The organism is Alteromonas sp. PRIM-21, assembly GCF_027563165.1.
Taxonomy (GTDB): domain Bacteria; phylum Pseudomonadota; class Gammaproteobacteria; order Enterobacterales; family Alteromonadaceae; genus Alteromonas; species Alteromonas macleodii_A.
In genome coordinates this window covers 497,128-516,940 of the sequence record NZ_JADOEK010000001.1, presented here as the reverse complement: position 1 = coordinate 516,940, position 19,813 = coordinate 497,128, and the positions used below count along the sequence as shown (strand labels likewise).

Below are 19,813 nucleotides of genomic sequence, written 5' to 3'. Positions count from 1 at the left end.
CGCTTACTTTTTCATCATATGGCAGCGGGTTCACTAACTAATCCTTTAACTCGCATTATCGCTTCTATTTCTTCTACGCTTGACGGATCATCAATAGTTGAAGGGACGGCGACAGTTTCGTTGGCGGCGATCTGACGCAGTAGTTTTCGAAGTATTTTACCAGACCGGGTTTTCGGTAAACGATTCACGACTATTGCTCGCTTAAAACAGGCTACTGGGCCAATTTTATCGCGAACTCGCTGAATTAAGTCCTGCTCTAACGCTTTTTCATCCACACTCACACCATCTTTTAGAAGAACAAGCCCAACCGGTAGTTGTCCTTTCAACGCATCATTAATTCCTATCACACTGCACTCGGCAATATCTGGGTGTGCCGCAAGCACTTCTTCCATTTCACCGGTAGACAAACGGTGACCGGCAACATTAATAACATCATCGGTACGCCCCATAATAAATACGTAGCCGTCTTCATCTACATATCCGTTATCTCCAGTACTATAGTACCCCTCAAATTCGCGTAAGTAGCCATCGACAAACCGTTGATGATCTTGCCATATCGTAGTTAAGCAGCCTGGGGGAAGGGGTAATTGAATGGCAATAGCGCCCTTATCACCTATTGCTTGAGGTGCATCGGGCCCTTTTAACACCTTAACGTTAAAGCCTGGTGTTGGCACACTGGACGAACCCGGTTTTGTCTTCATTGGTTCAAGCCCCATTGGATTCGAGCAAATAGGCCAGCCAGTCTCGGTTTGCCACCAATGATCGATAACGGGTACACCCACCTTTTCACTTGTCCAATAGTACGTGGGCGGGTCGAGCCGTTCACCCGCCATAAACAAAGTACGTAAACTCGATGTGTCGTACTTTGATAAAAACGTCCCTTCGGGGTCGGCTTTTCTAATTGCTCGAAACGCGGTGGGTGCAGCAAAAAGTACATTCACCTTGTGAGTTTCTATCATCCGCCAAAACGCGCCGGCATCTGGCGTACCAACGGGCTTACCTTCGTATAATACAGTGGTTGCACCTTTTATAAGCGGTGCATAGACAATATAAGAGTGGCCGACGACCCAGCCGACATCCGATGCAGCCCAGAATACGTCGTCTTCACTGGTATCGTATACGGCGCCCATTGAGTAGTGTAATGCGACTGCATGACCGCCGTTATCTCGAACCACGCCTTTGGGCTTTCCAGTTGTACCTGAAGTATAAAGAATATAAAGAGGGTCAGTTGCATCGACGGCGACGGGAGAGGCAGGCTCGCTATTTTCAGCTAAAGTATGCCAGTCGTAATCAGTATCTTTATTTAATTCAGCAGTTAATTGTTCTCGTTGAAACAATATGCATGCCTTAGGCTTGTGCTCTGATATATCTATCGCCTCATCTACAAGGGGCTTATAGGGCAAAACTTTACTGCCCTCTATGCCGCAGGACGCTGTAACAATAGCCACTGGCTTCGCATCATCTATTCTTACAGCAAGCTCATTCGCTGCAAAACCGCCAAATACCACCGAGTGCACCGCTCCTAATCGAGCACATGCAAGCATTGCGATTGCCGCCTGAGGGATCATTGGCATATAGATAATAACGCGATCGCCTTTCTCAACACCTAGGCGAGACAAGCCTCCAGCAAACTGTGCCACATCAGTAAGTAGTTCGTTGTAGGTAAAATGCTGGGTAGTTTGCGAAACAGGTGAGTCGTAGATAAGTGCGGTTTTTTCACCACGGCCATTGTTAACGTGATGGTCCAGCGCTAGGTAACTGGTGTTGAGTTGCCCTCCTCTAAACCAGTCATAGTAGCCACTATCTGTTTTTTGACACCCCTTCTCTGGGCTCTGAAACCACGCTATATTGCGAGCTTGTTCCAACCAAAAACTATCTGGATGTTGAGTAGAGGCAATGTATTCATTTTTATAAGTCATATCCATGTCCTGATTAGGGTTTAACTCTACCCTACTTCAGTTCAATCAGACCTGCTTATAAGACTTATGGCGTAGGCCAGCTAACAATTTGATTTACAAAATTTTAAATTTATAGTTACACCTTCAAGTGCAGTATAAAATTTTGAGTGAGCAACCAAATACGTACCGAGTTGAACGTATTTGCTGTTTAATATCCCTCACTGATAACTAGTTCTGAGCGTGGACAATCTTATCGCGCCAATCAGTTACGCTCATCGGCTTATCTAAATAATAGCCTTGGAATGCGCTACATCCACAAGCCTTTGCTTCGTTTAATTGCCCTGTGGTTTCTATGCCTTCTGCCACGGTATCGAGCTTCAACGCCCTTGCCATGTTGCAAATATTTGTAACAAACACGTTTTTTTCTTTTGAATCTTCTATTGCTTCAATAAAAACTTTATCGACTTTGAGCTCATTAATTGGAAGCGCTTGCAAAGAGTTAAGGTTTGAATCACCAATACCAAAATCATCAATAGATAAACTAAAACCTTGCTGGGCTAAATCCTTAACTCGACGCTGTATTATGTTGACGCCTTTTATCAATGCGCCTTCTGTCAATTCAAGCTTTAGACACGCGTGTGCCACCCTCCACCTATTCACTATTGCTACAAATTTGCTGACAAAGTCAGCGCGCGCTAAGTGCTTCGCACTAATATTAATTGATAGCTTAGTGTCTATACTCTTCGCGCGGCATTCGCTTAATAATTTACAGGCTTCATTACAAACCCATAATCCAATATCCGCAATGAAATCGTTCTGCTCGGCAATAGGAATGAACTCTGCTGGCGTAACGACGCCAAGGTGAGGATGGTTCCATCTAAGCAACACTTCAGAGCTTACTAGGTTTCCTCTATTACAATATTGAGGCTGAAGCTCTACGAATAACTCATTGTTACCAATAGCTCTATTTAAAGAATGTTTTATATAGTTATAGCGGTCTATATCGCTGCCATTAATATGTGAATAGACGTGCTCTTTCTCATCGTTTAAATAAACAATATCGTCATTTATTGCCTTTCTAGACATTAGCTCTTTTATTTTTTTATATGAAAAGTGCTTTGGTGGGATAGCACAGCTAACTGTCTTGGTTTCGATAACCAGTGAACTATTGTGTAAAGTGATAGGAACCAACACGTTATCTCTGAGATAGTGAGCACATTGCTGGGCAGCATTTTTCGCCGAATGGTCATCCTTAAAGAAATCGTTTAAGTGAAGAATAAAATTGCCGCGGTCGTATTTAAATACCCTCACGTCAAGTTGCCTATTAACCTCAAAAGTACGAACAAAGCGACTAGCTAATATACGAAGGATATAGTCAACCGTGGGTTCTCCAAATGCGTCTTCATACTCTTTAACATTGACTATGCTAACTCGGAGAAAAACAGAAAGCGTCTTCTCAGACGATGCCAATGCAGCTTTATCTAAAAGGTATTGCTCGAAATGATAAAGGTTCGATAGACCAGTCAAAGCGTCGGTTAGCGCTAACTGTTTAAAGTGGTCTACTTCAAAATGCAAGTTTGAAACGCTTCGTATGCTTATAATGACCAAGTCTTGGTTATGTACCTTGGATGCTTTTAAGCTTACATCGCACGCTATTCTCTTGCCATTTTTATGACGTATGCATTCGTTTATGGTCTCGACCTCAGAGCAACGTGCAACGCCTTCGTCTAAATTTAACAAGTAGGATGGCACATCACTATTTTGAACCTTTGTCGCTAGAAGTTTAATATCTTGCCCTATTAACTCTTCCGGCTGAAACCCCAATACAGAAACAACTTGTTCGTTTGCCGACAGTATGGTGCCATTCTTATCAATGCTGAGAACCACGCTATCAACACCGTTTAAAATACTTGCTAGATAATCTGTATAATTGTGTTGCGAATCAGATAGTCTCTGAGTTTCCGTTTCGTCCTGCACAACACCATATAAGCGAGTGAGTTTTAAACCCAAATTAGCTTGATGCTCAACTTGTAAAAATACGGTTAGCTTTATATTTTTAGTTCGCCCTTGCTTATCGGTAATAGTAAGATGCTTTGCAAAATGTCTTTGTTTTTTAATCGCTTTGAGAATTCGTTGCTTAAGGTTATCTTTGTCTTCAAATGAAATAACTTCGAGCACATCTTGTAGGTTAACGCTTTTGGAATGTAGCAGTCCCAGCAGACTTTTCATGACTTGAGTTGAAGAAAACGCGCCGGTGAACCTGTCTATTTGCCACGCCCCCACTTTTGAAATAGCACTCACCTCTTCAAGGAGTGACAACTGCTCTGATAACTTATCTGAATAGGGGTGCCGGGCAAGCTCATACAGGTAGTTTAATTCCACCTTCTGGCGCAGAATATCCACGTAGGTATGTTGATGCCCCATTAAGTTGCTATTTCTCACGAACGTAAGCACAACCCCCAACACGTTATTTTGCATGTCTTTCACCGATGCCACAACGACATACTGTTCACGAAAATGCTCAAGTGATTGGGGTAAGGTAAATTCTCTTACAGGTAATGGCGCGCTCATCGGTGTTAAAGGCAGCATGAGTAGTGTATGGGGCGGGAAAACGATGTGATGTGACTCGATTTCTGAGTGTTCACTATCGCTTGCAATAACGGTGGCGCGACCACTATTCGGGTTTACTGAAACCAACAATATACACGGTGAATCTATTTTACTCCTGCTTTCAGTCAATAACGCAGAAATACTATTTTGCGTTGTGCGCATTGTGGAAAGCATGCGCTCACTGCGTAAATCCATCTAATCAGTTCCTCGAAAACAATAAAACTCGCATACAAAAGCGCCTCCTCCATTGCTTTAAACGGGTAGGTGGAGTGTTGTCTTACGCTTAAACGCTTCGTTATTTTCCAACAGTGACACGTTACCTTTTTTCAAAAATGCTTTTTTAAGTGCATTCGTAGGTAAGATACTTATTGTGAATATAGGTTATTATTACGTCCGTATTTCATTTACATAACATAGACAAAATCTGTTCAAATTTCCAGCAAATTATAAACAGTGCATATGTAAATTCGATTAAACTGATGAGACGGAAGGGAATAGTGTGATAACTGGCGTCTGTTACTTGTCGTAGTTTTATAGAAAAATAATTAGAATGTTATCAAGCATCAGCACGACTATTGAAAGATTGGGGGCTGGAAGAGGCAGTGCTGTTGAGTAGTGATGGAACACTGACGTCAACAGCACCTAAAATTTAGTCTTTTTTATAGTCATCGTGGCAAGACTTACAGCTTGCACCGATTTTACCGATAGCTCCGCGATACGCGCTCTCATCACCTGCATCGACTGCAGCCTGTAGACCTTGTGCGGCCGTTTTAAGTGCCATAACTTTCTTTTCTACATCTGAGAAGTTTTCCCAAATCTCATCTTTAGCACCAGTCTCTACGTCAAATTTACGCGTATCGACAGCTAAATAGTCGCCCATCATGTCAGCAAGTTGTTCAAGACGTACAGCGTTGGTTTGCATTACGCTTTCATCGAATGGAAGCGCGCCTTTTGCCATACCACCCAACGGGCCCATGTTACTACGTACTAATTGAAAAACCGCTTGGCGGTACTGAGTTGCTGCTTTAGCGTGCTTTTCAGAAGAAGCTTCAGTTACTTCAGCTAACGCTGAACCTGAAATCACCGCACCAACGGTAGCTGCTACGATCATCGCTTTATTGAATAGTCTCATGCCTGTTCCCTTTTTTAATTACTGGTTATCTACTTTTACGTTTGCAGATATTTTACCTTTTACTTATAAGCCTATCGTGACGAATAGTTCGTTTTAGCGCAAGAAATTTAACGGTGAACAAGCGCTTTCAAGGGATTAGCCGCGCGTAACCTTGGTTTTAACAACTATTCGCCTAACAGAGGGGCGAATGATAAAGGGACACCCACTTACTTCACCTTTACAAAGTACAGGTTTGCACAGACACTCGCCCTACTCTTATAAAGTACAGTTTCGGACAGACACTCACCCTACTCTCATAAAGTACAGTTTCGGACAGATACTCAAAGTTATTTCGTTTACAAAGTGAAACTGTTGTAACAAGTTGCAGAGGTAGTAAATATATACTCAGGTACAAAAAAAGCCCTCTCAAGGAGGGCTTTTATACTTAAATAAGTGACGAACTAGTTAGTTAAGTCGTCAAAGAATTTCTTCACGCCATCGAAGAAACCTTGCGCCTTTGGACTGTGCTTGCTTGACGCCTTGCCCATCGACTCTTCTAGCTCTTGCAGTAGCTCTTTTTGACGTGATGATAGGTTAACTGGTGTTTCAACCACAACCTTACACATTAAGTCGCCCATAGCGCCGCTTCGCACTGACTTAACGCCTTTACCACGTAAACGGAACATACGGCCAGTCTGCGTTTCAGCACTAATTTTCAGCTTAACCTTGCCGTCCAAGGTAGGGACTTCAAGTTCGCCACCAAGGGCTGCTGTTGTAAAGCTAAGCGGTACTTCGCAGTACAGGTTGTTGCCGTCGCGCTGGAAGATATCGTGTTCACGAACGTGTACTTGAACGTACAAGTCACCTGCTGGTGCACCATTCTCGCCCGCTTCACCTTCGCCAGAAAGACGAATACGGTCTCCAGTGTCTACGCCTGCCGGAATCTTAACGTTAAGGGTCTTAGTCTTTTCTTTACGACCATGACCGTGACAGCTGTTACAAGGATCTTCAATAATCTTGCCCTTGCCTGAACATGTCGGACAAGTTTGCTGTACAGCAAAGAAACCTTGACGCATTTGAACCTGACCGTTGCCGTGGCAAGTTGGACAGGTTTTAGGTGACGAACCTTTTTTCGCGCCTGATCCATCGCACACATCGCATTCAACCAGCGTAGGTACGCGGATATCAACGCTTTTGCCGCGAACCGCTTCTTCTAAACTAAGCTCTAGGTTGTAACGTAGGTCTGAACCTTGACGAGCACGCGACTGACGTCCACCGCGACCACCGCCGCCAAAGATATCACCAAAAACATCGCCAAAGATATCGCCGAAGTCGGCACCACCACCGAAGCCGCCGCCACCACGGTTTGGATCAACACCTGCGTGGCCGTATTGGTCGTATGCTGCACGCTTCTGCGAATCTGACAGAATTTCGTAGGCTTCCTGGATTTCTTTAAACTTATCTTCCAGGCCTTTATCGCCTTGCGTACGGTCAGGGTGATACTTCATCGCAAGCTTTTTGTACGCTTTTTTAATTTCGCGGTCGCCTGCGCTTTTATCTACCCCGAGTACTTCGTAGTAGTCTCGTTTCGACATATCGTTTACATATCCTACTTTTTTGTCGACAAGCATGTAATGCTCGTCGAATCTACATCTGACTGTTGTGAAAATAACCTGTTTAGGTTTTTAATAACGCTAGGTCATTTAAACCAAGCTATTTACACCAAGTTATTTACACAACAAAGGCGCAACAAGAAATTCCTGATGCGCCTGAACTGCTTAAACGGCCCGCCACTTTGAATTAACGGGCCTGACACAACAGTTTACTTCTTGTCGTCGTCTTTCACTTCTTCAAATTCTGCGTCAACAACGTCGTCGTTTGCTTGACCAGAAGAAGCTTGCTGCTCAGCGCCTTCCGCGCCACCAGCTGCTGCTTGTTGCGCTTGCGCCGCTTCCATCAGCTTGCTAGACGCTTGAATAAGTTCTTGCGTTTTCGCTTCGATTTCTGCTTTGTCTTCGCCTTTAGATGCAGTTTCTAGCGCAGTAAGGGCTTCTTCAATTGGCGCTTTGTCTTCTGCACTTAGTGCATCGCCAACTTCTTCAAGCTGCTTACGTGTAGCGTGGATCATACCGTCAGCTTGGTTACGCGCTTGAATTAGCTCTTCAAACTTCGCATCGGCTTCTTTGTTCGCTTCTGCGTCTGCTACCATTTTTTCTACTTCTTCATCGCTTAGACCTGAAGAAGCTTTGATAGTGATCTTCTGCTCTTTACCTGTGTCTTTATCTTTCGCAGACACGTGTAGGATACCGTCAGCATCTAGGTCGAAGGTAACTTCGATTTGCGGTACACCGCGCGCTGCTGGGCGAATACCTTCAAGGTTGAACTGACCAAGAGACTTGTTGCCGCTTGACTGCTTACGCTCACCTTGTAGTACGTGTACTGTTACCGCAGACTGGTTGTCTTCCGCTGTTGAGAAGGTTTGTGACTTCTTAGTTGGGATAGTCGTGTTCTTCTCGATAAGCGCAGTCATTACACCACCCATTGTCTCAATACCTAGAGACAGAGGCGTAACGTCAAGAAGTAGTACGTCTTTAACGTCACCAGAAAGTACACCACCTTGAATTGCTGCACCTACTGCAACTGCTTCATCAGGGTTAACGTCTTTACGTGGCTCTTTGCCAAAGAACTCACTTACGTACTTCTGTACTAGCGGCATACGCGTTTGACCACCAACAAGGATGATGTCGTTGATGTCGCCTACCGATAGGTCTGAATCAGCTAGTGCTTGCTTAAGTGGGTTAAGCGAGTTTTTCACTAGGTCTTCAACCAAAGACTCAAGTTTTGCACGAGTAAGCTTAATAGCTAAGTGCTTAGGACCTGTCGCATCAGCCGTGATGTAAGGCAGGTTAACTTCTGTCTGTTGTGAAGAAGAAAGTTCGATTTTCGCTTTTTCGCCTGCTTCTTTAAGACGCTGCATAGCTAGCGGGTCTTTACGAAGGTCGATGCCTTGATCTTTCTTGAACTCTTCAACTAAGTAGTTGATAACACGGTTATCAAAGTCTTCACCACCAAGGTGTGTGTCACCGTTAGTTGCTAGTACTTCAAACGTGTGCTCGCCATCTACTTCGTCAATTTCGATGATAGAGATATCGAAGGTACCACCACCTAAGTCGTATACCGCAACAACGTTATCGCCCTGCTTCTTGTCCATGCCGTAAGCAAGGGCAGCAGCAGTTGGCTCGTTGATAATACGCTTAACTTCAAGACCCGCGATACGACCGGCATCTTTAGTTGCTTGACGCTGAGAATCGTTAAAGTAAGCAGGAACAGTAATTACTGCACCAGTTACTTCTTCGCCAAGATAGTCTTCAGCGGTCTTCTTCATTTTCTTAAGTACTTCAGCAGAAACCTGAGGAGGCGCCATTTTTTCGCCTTTAGCTTCTACCCATGCGTCACCGTTATCAGCACCTACAATTTTGAAAGGCATGATGTCGATATCGCGCTGAACTTCTTTATCTTGGAAGCGACGACCAATTAGACGCTTAATAGCGAATAAGGTGTTTTCAGGGTTCGTTACCGCCTGACGCTTCGCTGATTGACCTACAAGCGTTTCACCATCGTTTGTGTAAGCGATGATTGAAGGGGTTGTACGATCGCCTTCCGCGTTTTCAATTACGCGAGGTTTGTCGCCGTCTAGAACTGCGACACATGAATTCGTTGTACCTAAGTCGATACCAATGATTCTACCCATTTTGTGTCTCCGAATAAGTTTCTTAATGCTGTACTTTTAGTGGGGTTATTCCCCGGCTTTTCAATAGATGCCAGTAAAAAAACTGACATTTTCGTGTGTTTGTCGCAAAAAAGCGTATTAGGCTTGCGTATCCACACCGTCGCTTGGCGCTCGCGATACCATTACCATGGCAGGGCGTAACAAACGGCCGTTAATTTGATAACCTTTTTGCATCACGGCCATTACTGTATTTGGCTCGTGGTCTGCACTTTCTTGCATCGACATCGCCTGATGCAAATCTGGGTTAAAGGTCTCACCCTGCGGATCAATAAGGCTTAATCCGAATTTCTCAATAGTGCTTAAGAAAGTTTTGTGGGTCATCTCCACGCCTTCAAGAAGCGGCTTAACGGCTTCATTATCGCCATCGGTCATTTCGATTGCGCGTTCTAGGTTGTCGATAACCGGAAGCAATTCACCCGCGAAGCGCTCAAGGGCAAATTTACGTGCCTTTTCTACTTCACCTTCAGCGCGGCGACGCGCGTTGTCAGCGTCTGCACGCGCACGAAGCACACCATCTTGCTGTTCTTTGATCGTTGCTTGAGCTTCAGAAAGTGCGGTTTCTAGTTCATAAATGCGCTGTGCATTTTCATCTAGCTCTACGCCTTCTGCTTCTGGCGTTTCTGCCTGCGCTTCTTCTGCGCCTTGTACAGTTTCATCAACTGAATTTTCTTGTTCTGCCTGCACGTCGCGATTATCGCTCATGCCTACCTCCAAACGTTTTTCTAAATTAGGCATCACCCAACCAAAATAAATTAGTGGGAATGAGTCTGTTGCGCTTAGTTATGGGGCTAGATTTAGGGTGATCAAGGGTATCCACAATATTTTTGTGGGTGATTTTTAAAAAATCCTTGGAGATGCGCCATATGTAAATAACATGTTATTGTAAGTTCATATAAACTGCACAGTCGCGAGTTTTAAAAATGCGTGGAATTACACGGACGAACTATCACACAGGCTACCAATGTTAAGTATCTGGACGGTTGGCACTATTGTTGGTATTTACCTTATCGCACTTTTCGCTTTGGCGTTTTGGGGCGATAAGCGTTTACGCGATAACCGACAGCACCCTGTACTGTACAGTCTTGGACTGGGCGTGCACTGTACATCTTGGGCATTTTTCGGTACCACCTCTCAGGCTGCACAATACGGCTGGGCAGTCATCCCTACTTACTTAGGGATCATGCTGACTATGGCATTTGCGTTTCCCGTGGTGCTTCGTATAAGTAGAATGTGCCAACAGCATAATATCAGCTCCTTAGCTGACCTCATCTCGCTCAAATACCAGCACTCTCATTTAATTGCCGCACTTATCACTTTACTGTGTTTTTTTGGTGTTGTGCCCTATATAGCCCTTCAATTAGACGCTATTACAAAGTCAATTAACCTACTCTCTGGCGAACCCCAAACCACCACGCCTTGGTTAAGCATTTACGTGGCCGGACTGCTTGCCATATTTGCTATAACCTTCGGCACGCGCACGCTAAATTTAACTGATAAGCACCCTGGCTTGCTGCTTACCATAGCATTTGAATCAATTATCAAGCTGGTCGCGCTGTGGGCTGTGGGTATTTTTGTTTGCTTCTTTCTATTCGATGGCGCGTTAGATTTAATATCTAATGCCGCATCAAATGACAGCGCCAGAAACGTTATTTATGCCGATAGCGCGCCTTGGGTTTATTTGTCACACGTAGCCCTTGGCGTTTGCTCTATGTTTGTATTGCCACGCCAATTTCACATGAACTTTGTTGAACAAAATGGTGAGGGTGAACTAAAAACCGCAAGGTGGCTATTTCCCCTCTATCTATTTGGTATGACTATTTTTCTAATTCCAATTGCACTTGCCGGAAAAATATTGTTGCCAGAGGCCACAAGCTCAGATGCTTATGTGCTAGCACTACCTTTACATGCTGAAAATATTGCCTTGTCGTCCTTTGCTTTTATAGGCGGTCTTTCTGCCACCACGAGTATGGTAATTGTCGCAACGCTAGCCTTGGGCATAATGATATCAAACAATGTTGTAACACCGCTGTGGCTAAAAGCCCGGCTAAAAACGTCTCCAAACCAGTCAATGCAACCAGGTAAAATCTTATCTATACGCCGTATTACTGTAGTAGTCGTTCTAAGCATTGCGCTCTGGTACCACCTTAATATAAGTCAGGCCGCGCCCTTAGTTAAAAGTGGCGTAATTGCCATTGCGCTGTTAGCACAGTGCATGCCCGTGTTGATGTTCGGAATCTATTGGCGGCGTAGCAGTAAAGCCGCCGCTATATCCGCTTTACTAGTGGGCTCTACGTGCTGGGCGATATTTCTACTCTACCCTAGCCTGCTTTCTAGCTACTATTTTAATCCTGCTCCAACCGACCAAGTGCTAGGGCTGGGGTTTGCTTTTTCGTTATTGGCTAACTGCATTACATTTGTTGTTGTCGCGTTCATTTCTTCGAAACACGAGTTAAACCAAACCGATGCCACACTACAAAATAATTCGGCGCCCAATTTACTCGTCAAAGTGCGTGACTTAATAGCGCTTACCGAACGGGTACTCGAAAGCGCCACTCATTCCCAGCTTGTAACGCAACTAACGATTGATGTTGAGCGTGCTTCCAGCAGTGGTTATGCCAGCCAAGCACTTATCAACAGAGTCAATAAATTGCTCGCAGCTCAGGTGGGAGCACCCAGCGCTCGAATATTATTAGGCGCGATAGCAGATACAGGCAGTGATACCCTACCGGAATTAGTCGATTGGGTAGAAGAAGCCTCTCAGTCTTTTCAGTTCAATCACGAGGTACTTCAATCTTCGGTACAAAATATCGAACAGGGCATTAGTGTTCTTGATGACAAACTGCAGTTACTGGCATGGAATGACAGATACGTAGAGCTTTTTGCTTACCCTAAAGGCTTTTTGAAAGCAGGTATGCCAATTACCGACATACTGAGTTACAACGCAAAGCGAGGTTTGTTTAGCCCCTCCTCAATTGATAAACGAGTGAGCTACATGCTTGAAGGTACGCGCCATAAGCATATTCGCAAGCAGCCTGATGGAAAAGTCATAGAGCTTAACGGTGCGCCCCTTCCTGGCGGCGGCTATGTAACGACTTATAGCGACATTACACAATACATAGCAATTCAAAAAGAGTTAGAAAGTGCAAAGGAGGATTTAGAGGCAAGGGTTGTTCAACGCACCGCAGAATTAGAAGAAGCAAAACTTCAGGCTGATAAGGCCAATGAAAGCAAGACTAAGTTTTTGGCAGCAGCAGGTCATGATCTGATGCAGCCTTTTAACGCCGCCACATTATTTGCCAGTATGCTAAGTAAAAAAACACAAGGCAGCGAACTGGCCGCACTGTCTGAGGGTGTGGTTAACTCACTAGATAACGCTCAGAGTCTACTTTCTATGTTGCTGGATATGACAAAATTAGATGCTGGCGTACTTACACCTCAAAACGCTGTATTTCCAATTGATGAAATTCTGTCGTCGCTGGTACAAGAGTTCAGTGTTATCGCAAAGCAAAAAGGGGTTACGCTGAGGTATGTAAAAACAAGTGTCATGGTGTATTCAGATAAAAACTTGCTGCGACGTGTGCTGCAAAATTTATTGTCCAACGCGGTTCGTTACACGCCCAAAGGCAGTATTTTAGTGGGCGTTAGACGCATACAAACTGCAGATTCCGAAAAGACAATAAGGCTTTGTGTTTACGATACCGGTTTAGGTATTGCCGCACACCAACAGCATGAAATTTTTAGTGAGTTCCACCAGCTGGACAACAACAAAAATGAAGGGATTGGATTAGGCTTAACTATTGTAGAGAAGATTTGCCGATTACTCGGCCATCAAGTAGGGCTAACCTCATTACCCGGCAAAGGTAGCTGTTTTAGTGTTACAGTAACCCGCACGGCGCACGCTAGTGGTAATGTAAAACAAGCACTGGAAACAAAGCGCTATAGCAAAGAACTGTTTTTGGAAAACACGCATTTTCTACTTGTCGAGAACGATGAGCAAGTGGCGGATGCAATGTGTGCACTCCTTGCCGATTGGGGAGCAAATACTACCCTAATAACCAGTGGCGCTGAAGCCCCTAATGTTTCTCACCAGCACTTTGACGTACTTATTGCTGACTACCACTTAAACTACGGAGAAAACGGTTTTGACGTAGCGGCGATATTATCTGAAGAAAACGTGAGTTTCGCGCTGAAAGTATTGGTCACCGCTAATAGAAGCAACGAAATAAGAGAAGAAGCGGCAGCATTACAATTTAGCTATTTACCTAAGCCCTTAAAGCCAGCGGCGCTAAAGCGACTGCTTAAACAGTCACTCTCTCACCAACACAAAGACTCCGATAGTCCGAAAATTTACAACGCAAAGCGCTTAGGCTAATTTTGACTTCTTCAATAAATACTTCAAAAAAATAAGTTGATAGACTATTTATTAATTTTGCTTTTATTGCGTAGCCATATGCGTAAACCTCGCTATTGAGGTACATTAATATGGAGGCGACCGTAGCGATAATCCAACGTAACAACAAAGTCTTTAAGCAAGTCGTAACCAATAAGTCCTACCACGCGTTTCCCACCTATACGGCTGCCGGTTCTTTTGTACTGACTTTCTAAGTTAGTGGTTTGCCCTTCTGCAGGGAAGCTTACTTTAACGTTGCTAATTTCAAACGGTCCAAACTTTACCATGTCTGAAGTGGCGAACTCGTTTACGCCTGAACTATTGGCCCCAAATGAGGTACTTGTACCCTCCACTTTCTCTAGCAAGTCTGCTTTAGATGCAGCGCGGCGGTTAATCAATATTGTGCCAGCATTACCAGTATCTATTCGAAGCCATAGCGGTACGCCGTTAATTTCGACTTGTGCAATAGGCATACCCGTGCCTTGCTGAGTAGTAGCCGGCACGTTAGCCACCTCCTTCATGTTGACCGAGTCTCGGGTTACAAGGCGAATTTTTCTGTGCGGGTAGTCTAATTGAACAACAAAACTGTTGAAAAAACCTGCTCCTAGTAACATACCGTTAGAATGATGACCAAGGTTGGTTTCAACCAGCGAATCTAACTTAAATGTGGTCCCAAAAATTTCAACGTCCACATTGTTATAGGCTTTTCTTTTTTCAACGCCATAAACTCCCTTCACGTTTACAGGCCTGCCTTTATCGAACGTTAAATCGTGCTTTCTTACAAAGGCGCGATTAATGCTATTTATCTGCGCGCCTGAATCCAGCATTACCCGCGATTCAATGCCGTCAATTGTAACGGGAAGAAATACATGACCGTTATCCAATGTGAAATCAACCCACTGTGTGGCTGCTCCAAAAACCTGGCAAGAAGAAAGTAGAAGAAAAATAAAAAGTGAGAAGCGCTTCATCAATATTCCTTTTGTTTTAGCATTGTTACTCCTAGTCCTTTACGCTAGCACAACTTTAGATGCAATTCGATGCTAGGGGGCCAAAAGCAGCCCAAACAACGTTTAAGCTTTTACTAGCTCAAGTGCATCGCATTTTTAAACGCTATGCCAGCCTTAGTTCTGTTGATAACGCCAAGTTTTCTTAACACCGCCGAGACATGTTGTTTAACGGTAGATTCTGAAATAGCGAGTTCGTAAGCGATCTGCTTATTGAGCAAGCCATCTGATACCATTCGTAGCACTTTAAGTTGGTGAGGGGTAAGTTGTTTTAATCTAACCGTAAAGTCATTGGGGTCCGATACGCTATCTGTATTAGAGACAGCAGAATTTTGTGACAGCTCCGTGGGCATTTGAACTGAAGCCGGTATCCAAGTTTCCCCATCAAGTACCGTATTTACCGCATCAATAATACATTCAACCGAGGCCGATTTGGGTATGAAGCCACTAGCACCTAGTGCAAACGATTTTGCCATGACGTCTGCTTCTTCTTGTGCGGTAATCACTACTACAAGTACATCAGGGTATAACGCATGCACTTCAGCCAAACCATTTAACCCTTCATTGCCTGGCATGGTGAGGTCTAAAAAAAGCAGGTCTATGTCGTCATTTGATTTGAGACAAGCAAGGGTATCGGGGAAGGTCGAGGTTTCTACAAGCTCAATGTGCTCTACACTTTTTAGCGCGTGACACATAGCGGCCCTAAAAAGCGGATGATCGTCAGCAATCAAAATTTTTACGGACATAATGCTATCAACTTGTAACTACCTTGTTAATAATAATAATCATATCACGTCGGCTAATAAAGGTTAATGTTGTTAATGGAACTATTCACAAAACACACGTACTGGCCAGCGTTCCCCTTGAAAAGGCTAGGTCAAAATTGAGTACGCCTAAGCATAAAAGCTTAGGCGTGATGAACAGCGTTTATTTTATCTAAGCTATACTGTTTAGAATCGATAACCCACCGTAAGGTGAACAGTACGCGGGTCACCGTAATAACCGATAAGTGTTGTATCGCCACCAAGACCTGGCCCAAAGTTACCCTCACCGTCTTGTGTGACAAAGTCATATCCGCCAACCAGATATTCTTCATCGGTCAAGTTTTTCACGTGTAATCCGGCATACCAGTCGCCTTCAACACTTTCCCAGCGCGCGCTTAAATTCACCATACCATAAGCATCTTGTTGAATAAGATCGCTGGTTTCAAAAATAAGGTAATCATCACGATAGTAATAGTTAGCGTTGAAGGTAATACCCCCGAAGCTCGTCTCTAGCAAGTAGTTAGCATTAAAATTAAAGGTATTCTCAGGTGTACTCGCTAAGCCTATCAATGGAGGAATGGCATTGTTTTTCTTAATTTCAAAGTCAATAAAGCCATAAGCAACATCAAATTGTAGGTTATCGGTTGCTACCCACGTCATTTCTAACTCAGCACCTTTTGCGGCAGTTTCTGCTGCATTGCGCAGACGCTGGTCAAGTGCGGTAGGGTCAGATAAATCACCCTCTACACCAATGTATTGACGATCTTTGTGATCATATGAAAACAAAGTGACATTCATGCGAAGCGCGTCGCTTAAATCGCTTTTTACACCCACTTCGAAGCTATCTACAACTTCAGGTTCTACACCAGGCTCATTAGTTTGAGCTCGAGGGTTAAAGGTGCCTGATTTGAAGCCTTGTGAATAGCTAGCGAAGAACATGGTATCGCGGTTCATTTGATATTCCACACCCACTCGCGGGGTAAAGCGAGACCAACTTTCTACCGCTGGCGCATCTAACACATCATCACCATCAGTGTCTGTCCCAAGTACTTGAGGCACTAACTGTCCGTCAGGGCGAACATAGCCGTCTATCCAGTCGGTGTAAGGATAAACATTAGCGAAGACCAAACCGTTGTTTACATAAGCCGTCTTCTCTTCGTCAGTGTAACGGGCACCGAGAGAAAGCGATAGCTTATCGGTAACGTCGTAGTTCATTTGCGCATAAGCGGCCCAACTCTCAGAGTTATTGCAGCCTGTCACCTCGCGAGTCAGGCCTGGCGCGCCCAGCGACTGCCCAAGTACACCTAAAATAGCATCAAAGTTGCCACAGCTTTCACCATCGTAAAAATAAAGTCCTGACACTAGGCTAAACGCGTTTCCGATATAATCAGCTTGAATCTCGTGAGTATCGTTACTGTCGTCATACTCTGCCGGTACATCGAAAATAGGCAAAGGGGTATTGTCGAAATCAATGTTGGTAGGTGAATAACTCTCTCTGTGCGAACCAATATATTTAAGCTCTAAATCATCATTCACTTGGTATCGCGCCAGCCAGTTATAGCCTTCTAGCTCGACTTTATTCCAGGTAGGTAAGCTGGTGTAAGAATCGTAAACCGAATCAGGTACGGGCGCATCCGTCAAAATACTGGGAATTAAACGATAGCCGCCCTTAGCATTTGATGTATCTTCGGTTTTATCCCAGCCGATGCGGAAAAACAAATCTTCACTTGGGTGAACTTCAAGTGTCACGCGGGCTGCCCAAAGATCTTTGTTATAGTTTTCTTTGTCTTGTTTAGGCAACGCGCTTACAAGGTACTCGCCGAACCCGTCGCGGTTTAAATTGGCATAACCCACGCCAAGGTATACGGTGTCTTCAATAAGTGGAATTTGACCGGTAATTTTGATGTCTCTCTGACTATAGCTACCTACCGTCGCCTCAACGTTCATTTGCGTATCGCCAGTCATTTCCTTAGTGACGTATTTAACCGCCCCACCAATAGTGTTCTTTCCGTAAAGCGTTCCCTGTGGTCCTCGCAACACTTCAATGCGCTGTACGTCTAGCAAATCAAGTACGGCTCCTTGTGGGCGAGCAATATAGACATCATCCACATAAATACCTACGCCTGGCTCATAGCCCCAAAGCGGGTCTTGCTGGCCAAGTCCGCGAATAAATGCTGTTAAAGTTGAGTTAGTTCCACGACTGGTTTGCAGCGTTGTATTCGGTGAAAATTGCTGTACTTCGGTAAGTACACTAATCCCTTTTTCGCCTAGCTCAGCAGCGCCAACAGATGTAATAGCAACGGGCGTTTCCTGAAGCGACTCGACGGTTCTTCGTGCTGTTACTTCAATGCGTTCTAGCTTCCCTTTTTGTTCTTGTGCGTCAGCATTGGCCTGTTCATCCTGAGCGAATACTGGCGCTGTACTTAATACGCTAGCCACCGCAAGGGCGCATAAGCTATGTATTGGGCGTTTTGCTGAAGCTCTTTTGTCTTGTTCCGTTTTATCTGCGGCTGAATATGGTTGGTAAGGTAATACCAAGCTATTAATGTGTGTTGATTTAGACATAGTGAGTCCTTGTTGTTCTAAGTTCTAGGGCCTGTTGGTCTTTGCTTTACTTCAATACTTCAGAGATCAATAAGCTCACGTCACTGTCGGATGTATTGCCTACGGTCAAAATCACTTTAGTTAATTAATTGTTAATAGTATGTAGTACCATCGTACTATGGGATTTTAATAAAAGTAACGTCAAACTCTAGGTCTGTTATGAATGCTTTTTATTTGATTTGCATACACTTTGTGGTTTTAGGTGTGGGCAAGTCTTTAATCGACTTAACTGTTTAGGATCATCTGCGGTCACAGATTTTTTTTAAGGAATATTAACTATGTTAAGTATGATTGGCTTAGTAGGCGGTCTGTTGTTGCTTATTGTTTTGACAATACGCGGAATGGACCTCTTTATCGCTGCACCTTTGTGCGCGCTTGTAGTTGCCATCACCAATAATATTGGCGTTTTTACTGGTGACGTGAATTTTGTTCAAACCTATATGAGCGGATTCTCAGGCTTCATTGCTTCTTGGTTTTTTATGTTTTTACTTGGCGCATTATTCGGTAAATTCATGGAAGACACTGGGGCTGCGGACGCTGTTTCTCGCTGGATCATTACCAAAATCGGTTATAAACGCGCTGTATTAGCTGTTGTGCTAGCTTGCGCTATTTTGACCTACGGCGGTGTTAGCGTGTTCGTTGTGGCGTTTTCCGTCTACCCAATGGCGGTAAGCTTGTTTAAAGATGCCAACTTACCCCGCCGTTTTATTCCTGCAGCCATGGCGTTTGGATCGGTAACATTTACGATGACGTCGGCGGGCTCACCTGAAATTCAAAACTGGATACCTATAAAGTATTTAGGCACCTCGCCTTTTGCTGCTTGGGAAGTTAGCCTTATCGTCGCCATTTTCATGGCATGTTTTGGCTACTGGTGGCTGGCTAAAATGATCAGAAAGGCGGTAAACAGCGGCGAGGAGTTTGAGGCCAGAGCAAGCGACCCTGAAGTGCGAGACCGAGCGTTACCCCACCCGCTTACCGGCATTGTGCCCTTGGTGGTTGTACTGGTCATTTCATTTTTATTCCATGAAGAGCTTGCTCAACTTGCCCTTATTCTTGCGTTAGGCGGCGGCGTGCTGTGTTTGCTGGCTATTAATTACAAGCATTTTCACAGTTTGCCAGTTGCCATAAATGCGGGTACAACCGGGGCATTGATTGCCATAGGTAACACTGCCGCTGTTGTAGGGTTTGGGTCTATTGCAAAAAACACCGAAGCGTTTCAAACAACGGTAGCGCTTATGACCCAAATTCCCGGTAACGAACTGATTGGCGCCGCCATTGCAGTAAGCGTTATTGCAGGGTTAACCGGCAGCGCATCAGGCGGACAAGCAATCGCACTGCCCTTAGTGGGCCCGCATTATCTAGATCAAGGCGTTGAACCAGAACAGCTGCACAGAATTGTATCTATATCTTCAGGTGCACTGGATTCCTTACCCCATAATGGCTACGTAGTGACCACCATACGGGCCATCTGCAACGAAACCCATCAGGCAGCATATTGGGCCGTGGGTGCACTGACTGTAGTGGTACCCATGATTGGTTTAGCAATGGCAATTGGTTTGTTTAGCTTTATGTAGCATGGGCTTAGCTTTTAAAAACGAAATTGCACAAAGTGTAAGCGCTAATAGAGCCAAAGCCAGAGTCA

Annotated in this window: 11 protein-coding genes; 2 read left to right on the top strand and 9 right to left on the bottom strand. The window is 44.5% G+C overall.

The features are described 5' to 3' along the window. Nucleotides 1-14 precede the first annotated feature (14 nt). The 6 genes from IW644_RS02225 to grpE form a co-directional block, all read right to left on the bottom strand. Nucleotides 15-1,919, bottom strand: a complete 1,905-nt coding sequence (locus tag IW644_RS02225) for a propionyl-CoA synthetase (protein WP_269916230.1) — start codon at nt 1,917-1,919, stop codon at nt 15-17. 207 nt (nt 1,920-2,126) lie between these two features. After that, entirely contained in the window at nt 2,127-4,703 is a 2,577-nt protein-coding gene (locus IW644_RS02220; protein ID WP_269916229.1) for a bifunctional diguanylate cyclase/phosphodiesterase, read from the bottom strand. 454 nt (nt 4,704-5,157) lie between these two features. Then, on the bottom strand, nt 5,158-5,640 hold the full coding sequence (locus tag IW644_RS02215; protein ID WP_269916228.1) for a c-type cytochrome: 483 nt from the start codon (nt 5,638-5,640) through the stop codon (nt 5,158-5,160). 440 nt (nt 5,641-6,080) lie between these two features. After that, on the bottom strand, nt 6,081-7,214 hold the full coding sequence (dnaJ, locus tag IW644_RS02210; protein ID WP_269916574.1) for a molecular chaperone DnaJ: 1,134 nt from the start codon (nt 7,212-7,214) through the stop codon (nt 6,081-6,083). Between the two features lie 227 nt (nt 7,215-7,441). Beyond that, complete coding sequence (gene dnaK / locus IW644_RS02205; RefSeq protein ID WP_179982936.1) at nt 7,442-9,370, bottom strand: molecular chaperone DnaK; 1,929 nt, start codon at nt 9,368-9,370, stop codon at nt 7,442-7,444. Nucleotides 9,371-9,487: 117 nt separating this feature from the next. Further along, on the bottom strand, nt 9,488-10,111 hold the full coding sequence (grpE, locus tag IW644_RS02200; protein WP_269916227.1) for a nucleotide exchange factor GrpE: 624 nt from the start codon (nt 10,109-10,111) through the stop codon (nt 9,488-9,490). 259 nt (nt 10,112-10,370) lie between these two features. Between grpE and IW644_RS02195 the strand changes: the two genes are divergently transcribed. Next, on the top strand, nt 10,371-13,781 hold the full coding sequence (locus tag IW644_RS02195; RefSeq protein WP_269916226.1) for a hybrid sensor histidine kinase/response regulator: 3,411 nt from the start codon (nt 10,371-10,373) through the stop codon (nt 13,779-13,781). Between the two features lie 92 nt (nt 13,782-13,873). Here IW644_RS02195 and IW644_RS02190 read toward each other — a convergent pair whose 3' ends face one another. The 3 genes from IW644_RS02190 to IW644_RS02180 all read right to left on the bottom strand — a co-directional run bounded on the left by IW644_RS02190 (nt 13,874) and on the right by IW644_RS02180 (nt 18,132). Next, nucleotides 13,874-14,767 (bottom strand): aspartyl protease family protein, encoded by an 894-nt coding sequence (locus IW644_RS02190; RefSeq protein WP_269916225.1) that lies wholly within the window; start codon nt 14,765-14,767, stop codon nt 13,874-13,876. A gap of 113 nt (nt 14,768-14,880) precedes the next feature. Then, nucleotides 14,881-15,549: a response regulator transcription factor gene (locus IW644_RS02185; protein ID WP_269916224.1), complete on the bottom strand. Its 669-nt coding sequence runs from the start codon at nt 15,547-15,549 to the stop codon at nt 14,881-14,883. 204 nt (nt 15,550-15,753) lie between these two features. Further along, complete coding sequence (locus IW644_RS02180; RefSeq protein WP_269916223.1) at nt 15,754-18,132, bottom strand: TonB-dependent receptor; 2,379 nt, start codon at nt 18,130-18,132, stop codon at nt 15,754-15,756. Between the two features lie 317 nt (nt 18,133-18,449). Between IW644_RS02180 and IW644_RS02175 the strand changes: the two genes are divergently transcribed. Continuing rightward, a complete protein-coding gene (locus IW644_RS02175; RefSeq protein WP_269916222.1) occupies nt 18,450-19,745 on the top strand; it encodes a GntP family permease in 1,296 nt (431 codons plus the stop codon). The last annotated feature ends 68 nt before the right edge of the window (nt 19,746-19,813 follow it).

Bases quoted from the DNA above. Each gene is read 5' to 3' on its own strand.
- IW644_RS02225 (WP_269916230.1), bottom strand. From the start codon at position 1,919: ATGACTTATAAAAATGAATACATTGCCTCTACTCAACATCCAGATAGT.
- dnaJ (WP_269916574.1), bottom strand. From the start codon at position 7,214: ATGTCGAAACGAGACTACTACGAAGTACTCGGGGTAGATAAAAGCGCA.
- dnaK (WP_179982936.1), bottom strand. From the start codon at position 9,370: ATGGGTAGAATCATTGGTATCGACTTAGGTACAACGAATTCATGTGTC.
- IW644_RS02220 (WP_269916229.1), bottom strand. From the start codon at position 4,703: ATGGATTTACGCAGTGAGCGCATGCTTTCCACAATGCGCACAACGCAA.
- IW644_RS02195 (WP_269916226.1), top strand. From the start codon at position 10,371: ATGTTAAGTATCTGGACGGTTGGCACTATTGTTGGTATTTACCTTATC.
- grpE (WP_269916227.1), bottom strand. From the start codon at position 10,111: ATGAGCGATAATCGCGACGTGCAGGCAGAACAAGAAAATTCAGTTGAT.
- IW644_RS02215 (WP_269916228.1), bottom strand. From the start codon at position 5,640: ATGAGACTATTCAATAAAGCGATGATCGTAGCAGCTACCGTTGGTGCG.
- IW644_RS02175 (WP_269916222.1), top strand. From the start codon at position 18,450: ATGTTAAGTATGATTGGCTTAGTAGGCGGTCTGTTGTTGCTTATTGTT.
- IW644_RS02190 (WP_269916225.1), bottom strand. From the start codon at position 14,767: ATGAAGCGCTTCTCACTTTTTATTTTTCTTCTACTTTCTTCTTGCCAG.
- IW644_RS02185 (WP_269916224.1), bottom strand. From the start codon at position 15,549: ATGTCCGTAAAAATTTTGATTGCTGACGATCATCCGCTTTTTAGGGCC.
- IW644_RS02180 (WP_269916223.1), bottom strand. From the start codon at position 18,132: ATGTCTAAATCAACACACATTAATAGCTTGGTATTACCTTACCAACCA.